The organism is Flavobacterium panici, assembly GCF_903819335.1.
In the GTDB taxonomy this organism is placed as follows: Bacteria; Bacteroidota; Bacteroidia; order Flavobacteriales; family Flavobacteriaceae; genus Flavobacterium; species Flavobacterium panici.
On the sequence record NZ_CAIJDE010000011.1, the window covers coordinates 1 to 9,793 of the forward strand.

Here is a 9,793-nt window from a genome sequence, read left to right on the forward strand (position 1 = left end):
TTCTACTAAATATTATTTGATGACAATACGATATTTTAATTTTTAGGAAATACTCCGTTAGGAGTAATTGGTTGGTAGAAAAAAAAGAAATTTCCACCCAAACAATTTCCCGTAGGGAGATATGAAACAATATTAAACGTATAGTCCCTACGGGACAAAATATGTGTCGATATTTTGAAATGGCTACCGATATATAATTTCTACGAAATATTAAATGATGACAAAACCGAATTTAAATTTTTTAGAAATACTCCGTTAGGAGTTAAATATCGGTAGAAAAAAAAGAAATCCCAATCCAAAAATATCCCGTAGGGATTATATAAAAATTTAAGTTGGAAGTTTAAGCTTATTCAAAATCTAACAGTTCTTTTATTGAAATTCCCAAACCTTTAGATAATGCAAGCAAATAAATATATGTAGGATTGAATTCACCTGCCTCAACTTTGTGTATAGATTGCTGATCTTTAAATATCAGTAATCCTAGCTTGGCTTGTGATAATCCTTTAGCTGTTCTAAGCTCTTTAATTCTAGCTCCTAAACGCTTTAAATCTTCTGAGTTATCCACTTGTCTTTTAATTTCGGACAATTTGCGTTTTCTATTTATTCTTTTTAACATACTATAGTATGTTATTTAAAGTTTTTCGTACATTTGATTTTTATCTAAAAAACACAAAATCACCATTATGGAAACGAATGAAATTAAAAATTTAACTCATCTCAAAAAATTAGCTAATCGATATCTCAGCACATTAAAACACAGTGATGATAATACCGAAACTAATGTCGCTCAAATTAAATTTATAAATTATTTTGAACTTGGTTGCGTTATAACCAATATGTTAAAAATGTGCATTTTGACATTAGACCAACAAGCAGATAAAATTTCGGAAACAAATAAAAATCCCGTTAATGTGTCTCTAGTTTTAGAAACCGTTTTAGAAATGTTTCCTTTAGATGAATTTGAGTTTTTAAGTGAAATTAGTGAGATGTTAATTGAAAAACCTAGCAACATTAATTCATAAATAAAAAGCCCTTTTCTGGATTTGAAAAGGGCTTTTTTTATATTATAAAATTACATACTTGTAATTATAAATTCGCTTCGTCTGTTTTGCTGATGTTCTTTCTCGGTACATTTTACACCATCGGCACATTTATTTACCAGCTGCGTTTCTCCGTATCCTTTTGCTGTTAAACGGCTTCCATCAATTCCTTTTTGTTCAAGCCAGTTTTTAGAAGATTGTGCTCTTTTATCTGATAAAATCTGATTGCTTTCTGATGATGAACGGCTGTCTGTATGCGAACGAATATCTATTTTTATGTTTGGATATTGTTTTAGTATATCAACAATTTTTTGCAGTTTAGGTTCAGATTCTTTTTTAATTGTTGCTTTACCTAAATCAAAAAAGTTCATTGGTATGTTTAAAAGTTTTACCAAATCGGTTCCTATTGTAATGTTAACTTTAACTGGTTTAATAGAATTGCCTTTTATTACAACCGGCATAGCTTTTACAATTGGTTTTGGTTTTTGTTCTAAAGCTATTGGCAGCGTAGTTGAACCTGTTGCTTTTTTTAGTGAAATAGAAACTTCTTTAAACAAATACTCTTCTTTTGATGTTTTGATAAAATATTTTTTCCCGCATCTTACATCGGCGAAAGCATAATTTCCGTTTGCATCTGTTTTTGTTTCAACAGCAGTTTTACCAGCTTCATCAAATAAAATCAAATTAACATTTGAAAGTGGTTCGTTTGTTTCCTGATCTGTAACGATTCCTGATAATTGCTGCTCGCAGATTAATCTTCGGTTTTCTGTAAAACGGTAAATATCATCAAGTCCGTGGCCGTTTACTCTGTTTGAAGAGAAAAATCCGTTTCTGTTTTTACTATTAATTATAAAAGCAAAATCGTCTTGTTTACTATTTACTGGTTCTCCAACATTTAGCACTTCATCAAAAGCACCTTCTTTTGTTATTCTTGAAACATAAATATCAAGTCCACCCAAACCTGGTCTTCCGTCGCTGGCAAAATAAAGTTCGTTTTCATCTGAAATAAAAGGAAATGTTTCTCTGCCTTCTGTATTGATTTCCGGGCCTAAATTTTCTGGTGTTCCAAAAGTTCCATCAGCAGCTATACTTACTTTGAATATATCCGAAAGACCAAATGTTCCCGGCATATCTGATGCAAAATATAATGTTTTTTCATCAGGGCTTAAGGCTGGATGCGCTACACTATATTCGTCGCTATTGAAAGGAAGTTCCTGAACTTCTTTCCATTCGTTATCTATTAAAACTGCTTTATAAAGTTTTAAAAGCGTAATGTTCTTTTCGTTTTGTCTTCTTTTACCGTTTACAGAATTGTTTCTGGTAAAATACATTGTTCGTCCGTCTTTTGTAAAAACCGGAGTCGATTGATTGAAGTTTACTTTTAAATTCTTTTTGTGAAATAGTACTGGTTTTTCGATACTTCCGTCAGCATTTAATTCAACTGTATACAGTGTCGAAATGGCTTTATTTGTCCATTTGAAATTCTTTTTGATAATCGCACCAGTATCTCTTGCAGATGTAAATACTAATTTATTGTCTAAAATTGTACTTCCGTAATCTGAATCTTTTGAATTAACTCCGGCATCAGCAATATCAAATCGGCCTGAATTTGCTTTGATATCTTCCAGATAACTTTTGTTCTTTAAAAACAAAATGGCTCTTTTATCTGAAGGTGCTTTTTGGCTGAATTTTTCTAAAACTTCATCTGCTTTACGATAACTTCCTATTGATTTTAAGCATTGGGCATATTTGTACATATACTCTGCTTCCTGATTTTCATTTAAATTAAATAATTCCTGATAGTAGTTTAGGGCTTCTTCTAATTCTCCTATGAAATAGTAGGAATTACCAAGTCTTTGAAATATTCTTTCTTCTTTAACTCCTTTTTTTACTAAACTTTCGTACGCTTTTATAGCATCCGCGTAAGCGTAATTATCATATTTTTGATCTGCATTTTTTATACTGGCAGTTTGTGCATTTGCATTGATGAAAAGGCAAAAGAACAAAAAGGAATAAATTAAATTTTTCATCTTCATATTTAAATATTAAAAGAATCTTGGTGAAGTTAGTTTGCTGTAGTTATTGAAGAAATCAAAACGAAGGAAAATTTCATGTGATCCTGAATTGTATTTTTGTAAACGTGTGGTTTCATGATCATAACCGTATCCTATATACATTCCTCTTGTAACCTGAAAACCTGCCATTGCACTTACAGAAGCGCTCCAACGGTAAGCAAGACCTACAACAAATTTATCATTAAACATAAAGTTTCCTGAAACGTCTACTTGCAAAGGTGCTCCTTCTACCATTTTTGTTAACAATGCCGGTTTGAATTTTATGTATTCTAAACGATCTAAATTGAAAACATAACCTGCCATGAAATAGTAGTTTATTTTTTCTTTGAAGATGGCAACATCGTTATCATCGTATCTGTTTGTTTCGATAAAATTTGGAACTGATAATCCTAAATAAGCACGGTCTGAATGCCAGTAAATTCCGGCTCCAATATTTGGAGTAAACTTGTTTCTTAAATCCTGAAACATTTCGTCATTTTGATCTTCGTAGCTTAATTTACTTGCATCAAGATTAAAAAGATTGGCTGTGGCTTTTATACCAAATGAAAGCTGAAATGACTCTGAAGTTGGAACGCTATAAGACAAATCTGCCGATAGTGTGTTTTCAGTCGTTGGTCCAATTTTATCATTTACCAACGAAACCCCTAATCCTAATTTACTATTGTCCAGAGGTGTATTTACAGAAAAAGTACTTGTTACCGGTGCTCCGTCAAGACCAACCCATTGTGTACGATATAAACCGAAAGCACTTAATACGCCGCGCGAACCTGCATATGCCGGATTGATTTCGATTGTATTATACATATATTGTGTGAATTGAGAATCTTGCTGAGCAGAACACACAATTGTAAAAAACATGAAAATTAAGCCTAATTTTTTCATTTATAAGAGTTTTAAAAACGGCTTAGCTTGTACTAAGCCGTTTGTAATTTTTATTTATTGATATATAAATAACCTGATTTTTCGTGAGGGTTTGAACCGCTGTCTTTATATTTTAGAATATAGAAATAGGTTCCTACCGGCAATCCTTCTGATTGTTTCATAGTTGTACGCCCTTCTGAATATCCTTTAAATACTCTGTCTTCATTGTTATATCCAGATTTTTCGAAAACCAATACTCCCCAACGGTTGTAGATTTCTACTGTATTATCTGGGTAGCATTCTATTCCCTGAATGTAGAATCGCTCATTTTTACCATCTCCATTTGGAGAGAAACCTTTCTTAACGTCAATTTCACAACCATTTAATGTTATCACAGTAGGTTTGTCTCCGTTTATTCCATCATTATCTGAAAGATCCTCAACTACTACTCCTTTTGCACTGCTTCCTTTAACACTTGCCTGATTTGTAACTTTTCCGTTATTAATATCGGTTTGTGTTATTTTATAGACTGCTGTAAAGTTTGTATCATTTGATTCGCCAACAGCTAAACTGATAGCTTGTCCTGAAACGATTACTCCCGGCAGCGGATCTATAATTGTAATTCCTGTTAACGGCACATTTCCTGTGTTTGTTACTTCGAATTTGTATGTAATTGTTTCGCCTGCATTTGCAATGTCGTTATGATTATCATCATTGAAGACTGCTGTTTTAACAATTGCAATTCCCGGAACTTCTACAAAAACTGTCAATGTTGCCGAAGCACAATTTGTAGTCGTTGCTGCTTTCTCACAAATTTGATATGTAATATCGTAAGGTCCGCCTGGTGTATTTGGTTTTACATTTACGGTTCCGTCTGCATTAAATTCAAAATTGTTGTTTCCAGATGTGTTTGTAATAGTAACGTCTGCAGGATTAACTGCTAATCCGTCTAATAAATCATTATCTAATACATTTATGAACTCAAGAGAACCATTAATTCCATCAACCGATATTACTCCGTCATTGTTAGCTACAATTGGTTTTGTAGGTGTAACCGGAATAACTGTATTCAAGACTTCAATAGTTACAACTGCCTGACTGCAATTAGATGAACTTAAAGCATCACATATTTGATACGTCAAGTGATACGTTCCCGTTTGTGTTCCAGGTTTAATACCAACTGTACCATCTGCATTTAAAGTTAAATTAGCATCTGGAGTAACTGTACTTAAAATTACGTTTGCTGGAATAACTTGTGCTCCGTTATGCGTATCATTATTAAATACATTTATACCAGAAGTTTCTCCTTTGCTAACATCAATTGGTCCTGCTGTATCATTATTTGCCTGGATAGCAAAAGTTGGTCTTGCATTACAATCTCCCGTAGCTGCTGGATAATTTACCGGTACACTAACTGTTGGGTTTAATGAGAATACCATTGTAACTCCTGGTCTTGTTTTCTCAAATCCATCAGCAGCTTCTGTCCATTGACCGTTTGTATTTACCCATCCCGGCCAGTCTGTTCCATTTCCGCTGCCATCAATAGTTGCACCCGGCCATAATATATCTCCGCTTAATGGTAAGTTAGTTTGAGTTGCAACTACATTGTTTGCACTATCGATCCATTGAATCGTTAATAAATTAGTTGGTGTAAAATTATCTGCCACGACATTGTATTTCACATAAGGAACGTTATTTGAACAATAACTGCTTGCTGTTACTGTTATTGTTGGTTCATCAACTGTTACTTTAATCGAAGCCGAACTACAATTTGTTGGGTTCAGTTTTTCACAAATCTGATAAGTCAATTCATATGTTCCTCTTGGTGCATTTGCTCCCAAAGTAACTGTTCCGTCAGGGTTCAATGTTAAGAATCCTGTTGGATCTGGAGTTACAACTGAAAGATTCATATCATTTGCAACAACTGGTAATCCGTTGTTAGTATCATTATTAAATACATTAATAATGGTTTGAGGATGATTTACTCCAACTACTGACCCTACTACATCATCAATCGCTTGTAATAGTGCTCCACTAATTACCACAACTTTAGAAATTACTGCATCACAGTTTGTTGGGTTAGTAATCTCGCAGATACGGTATTCTACATCGTAGATTCCTGCTGGTGTATTTGGTGCAACAGTTACTGTTCCGTCTGCATTTAAGGTTAATCCTGTTGGAACACTTACTGCTGTTAATGTTACCTGTCCTGCTGAAGTTCCAATTACTGCTGGGTTTCCGTTTAATGTATCGTTAGTTATTAATGATACTGTTGTGCCTCCAAGGTTTCCGTTAATGGCTGCCGTAGTTTCTGTTACTGCATCAATTACTGGTGTTGGTGCCGGTCCTCCTACTGTTACACTTACTGTGTTTGAACTGCAGTTTGATGGGTTTAGTTTCTCACAGATTGTGTAAGTTAACTGGTAAGTACCTGCCGGAGCATTTGCACCTAATGTTAAACTTCCGTCTGGGTTTAGAACTAAATATCCTGTTGGGTCTGCAGTAGTTGTAGTCAGATTTACATCTGATGGAACTAATGCTGTTCCGTTTTTAGTATCGTTATCAAATACATTTAATGGTAATGTCTGAGACGTACTTCCTGATGTAACTGATCCGATAACGTCGGTATTAGCAACTAATACTCCGCCTGTTACCACAACTTTTGAGATTACGGTATCGCAGTTTGTTGGGTTAGTAACCTCACAGATGCTGTATGTAACATCGTAAGTTCCTGCCGGTGTATTTGGTGCAACAGTTACTGTTCCGTCTGCGTTTAATGTTAATCCTGTCGGAACACTTACTGCTGTCAAGGTTACCTGTCCTGCTGAAGTTCCAATTACAGCCGGGTTTCCGTTTAATGTATCGTTAGTTATTAATGATACTGTTGTGCCTCCAAGGTTTCCGTTGATTGCTGCTGTAGTTTCTGTTACTGCATCAATTACTGGTGTTGGTGCCGGTGCCCCTACTGTTACACTTACTGTGTTTGAGCTGCAGTTTGATGGGTTTAGTTTCTCACAGATGGTGTAAGTTAACTGATAAGTACCTGCCGGAGCATTTGCACCTAATGTTAAACTTCCGTCTGGGTTTAGAACTAAATATCCTGTCGGGTCCGCAGTAGTAGTTGTCAGATTTACATCTGATGGTACTAATGCTGTTCCGTTTTTAGTATCGTTATCAAATACATTTAATGGTAATGTTTGAGATGTACTTCCTGATGTAACTGATCCGATAGTATCGGTATTAGCAACTAATACTCCGCCTGTCACCACAACTTTTGAAATTACGGTATCACAGTTTGTTGGGTTAGTAACCTCACAGATGCTGTATGTTACATCGTAAGTTCCTGCCGGTGTATTTGGTGCAACGGTTACTGTTCCGTCTGCATTTAATGTCAATCCTGCTGGAACACTCACTGCTGTTAATGTTACCTGTCCTGCTGAAGTACCGATTACAGCCGGGTTTGCGTTTAACGTATCGTTAGTTATTAATGATACTGTTGTGCCTCCAAGGTTTCCGTTAATTGCTGCTGTAGTTTCTGTTACTGCATCAATTACTGGTGTTGGTGTTGGTGCCCCTACTGTTACACTTACTGTGTTTGAACTGCAGTTTGATGGGTTTAGTTTCTCACAGATTGTATAAGTTAACTGGTAAGTACCTGCCGGAGCATTTGCACCTAATGTTAAACTTCCGTCTGGATTTAAAACTAAATATCCTGTCGGGTCTGCAGTAGTTGTCGTCAGATTTACATCTGATGGAACTAATGCTGTTCCGTTTTTAGTATCGTTATCAAATACATTTAATGGTAATATTTGAGACGTGCTTCCTGATGTAACTGATCCAATAACATCAGTATTAGCTACTAATACTCCTCCTGTCACCACAACTTTTGAGATTACGGTATCACAATTTGTTGGATTTGTAATTTCACAAATGCTGTATGTTACATCGTAAGTTCCTGCCGGTGTATTTGGTGCAACTGTTACTGTTCCGTCTGCATTTAATGTCAATCCTGTTGGAAGCGTTCCTACTGCAGTCAATGTTACCTGACCTGCTGAACTGCCGATTACAGGCGGGTTTCCGTTTAACGTATCGTTAGTTATTAATGATACTGTTGTGCCTCCAAGGTTTCCGTTAATAGCTGCAGTTGTTTCTGTTACTGCATCAATTACTGGTGTTGGTGCCGGTCCTCCTACTGTTACACTTACTGTGTTTGAACTGCAGTTTGATGGGTTTAGTTTCTCACAGATGGTGTAAGTCAACTGATAAGTACCTGCCGGAGCATTTGCACCTAATGTTAAACTTCCGTCTGGGTTTAGAACTAAATATCCTGTTGGGTCTGCAGTAGTTGTTGTCAGATTTACATCTGATGGAACTAATGCTGTTCCGTTTTTAGTATCGTTTGCAAATACATTTAATGGTAATGTCTGAGGTGCATTTGTTGATGTAACTGATCCGATAACATCAGGATTTGCAGTTAATACTCCTCCGGTTACCACAACTTTTGAGATTACGGTATCACAGTTTGTTGGGTTAGTAACCTCACAGATGCTGTATGTAACATCGTAAGTATTAGCCGGTGTATTTGGCGCAACTGTTACTGTTCCGTCTGCGTTTAAGGTTAATCCTGCCGGAAGAGTTCCTACTGCTGTCAAGGTTACCTGTCCTGCTGAAGTACCGATTACTGCTGGGTTTCCGTTTAACGTATCATTAGTTATTAATGATACTGTTGTACCTCCAAGGTTTCCGTTTATTGCAGCAGTTGTTTCTGTTACTGCGTCAATTACTGGTGTTGGTGTCGGTGCCCCTACTGTTACACTTACTGTGTTTGAACTGCAGTTTGACGGGTTTAGTTTCTCACAGATTGTATAAGTCAACTGATAAGTACCTGCCGGAGCATTTGCACCTAATGTTAAACTTCCGTCTGGGTTTAAAACTAAATATCCTGTTGGGTCTGCAGTAGTTGTTGTCAGATTTACATCTGATGGAACTAATGCTGTTCCGTTTTTAGTATCGTTATCAAATACATTTAATGGTAATGTCTGAGGTGCATTTGTTGATGTAACTGATCCAATTACATCAGGGTTTGCAACTAATACTCCTCCTGTCACCACAACTTTTGAGATTACGGTATCACAATTTGTTGGATTTGTAATTTCACAAATGCTGTATGTTACATCGTAAGTTCCTGCCGGTGTATTTGGTGCAACTGTTACTGTTCCGTCTGCATTTAATGTCAATCCTGTCGGAAGAGTTCCTACTGCTGTCAATGTTACCTGTCCTGCTGAAGTTCCTATTACAGCCGGGTTTCCGTTTAATGTATCGTTAGTTATTAATGATACTGTTGTGCCTCCAAGGTTTCCGTTAATAGCTGCTGTAGTTTCTGTTACTGCATCAATTACTGGTGTTGGTGTCGGTGATCCTACTGTTACACTTACGGTGTTTGAACTGCAGTTTGATGGGTTTAGTTTCTCACAGATTGTATAAGTCAACTGGTAAGCACCTGCCGGAGCATTAGCACCTAATGTTAAACTTCCGTCTGGATTTAGAACTAAATATCCTGTCGGGTCTGCAGTAGTCGTGGTCAGATTTACATCTGATGGAACTAATGCTGTCCCGTTTTTAGTATCATTATCAAATACATTTAATGGTAATGTTTGAGCTGCGTTTGTTGATGTAACTGATCCAATAACATCAGAGTTTGCAGTTAAAATATCTAATACTACAACCGTTGCTGTAGCTGTTTTACAGTTTGATGGTGATGAACCTTCTTCGCAGATTGTGTAGGTAATCGTATAAGTTCCTGATGCAGTATTCGCT

General features: G+C 36.1%; 5 protein-coding genes. 1 reads left to right on the forward strand and 4 read right to left on the reverse strand.

Features of this window, described 5'->3' with window-relative positions; genetic code table 11:
- Positions 1-346: 346 nt before the first annotated feature.
- Complete coding sequence (locus tag FLAPXU55_RS00090; protein WP_235991975.1) at positions 347-616, reverse strand: helix-turn-helix domain-containing protein; 270 nt, start codon at positions 614-616, stop codon at positions 347-349.
- A gap of 67 nt (positions 617-683) precedes the next feature.
- On the opposite strand from FLAPXU55_RS00090, the gene FLAPXU55_RS00095 reads away from it, so the two are divergent.
- Positions 684-1,022 (forward strand): hypothetical protein, encoded by a 339-nt coding sequence (locus FLAPXU55_RS00095; protein ID WP_180855865.1) that lies wholly within the window; start codon positions 684-686, stop codon positions 1,020-1,022.
- Positions 1,023-1,072: 50 nt separating this feature from the next.
- Here FLAPXU55_RS00095 and FLAPXU55_RS00100 read toward each other — a convergent pair whose 3' ends face one another.
- The 3 genes from FLAPXU55_RS00100 to FLAPXU55_RS00110 form a co-directional block, all read right to left on the reverse strand.
- A complete protein-coding gene (locus FLAPXU55_RS00100) occupies positions 1,073-3,076 on the reverse strand; it encodes an OmpA family protein (RefSeq protein WP_180855867.1) in 2,004 nt (667 codons plus the stop codon).
- A 9-nt stretch (positions 3,077-3,085) separates the two neighbouring features.
- The gene (locus FLAPXU55_RS00105) at positions 3,086-3,997 is read right to left on the reverse strand and encodes a PorP/SprF family type IX secretion system membrane protein (RefSeq protein WP_180855869.1); all 912 of its coding nucleotides are present in this window, start codon (positions 3,995-3,997) and stop codon (positions 3,086-3,088) included.
- A gap of 50 nt (positions 3,998-4,047) precedes the next feature.
- Positions 4,048-9,793, reverse strand: a 5,746-nt coding sequence (locus FLAPXU55_RS00110; protein ID WP_180855871.1) for a gliding motility-associated C-terminal domain-containing protein, incomplete at its 5' end; no start/stop codon positions are given.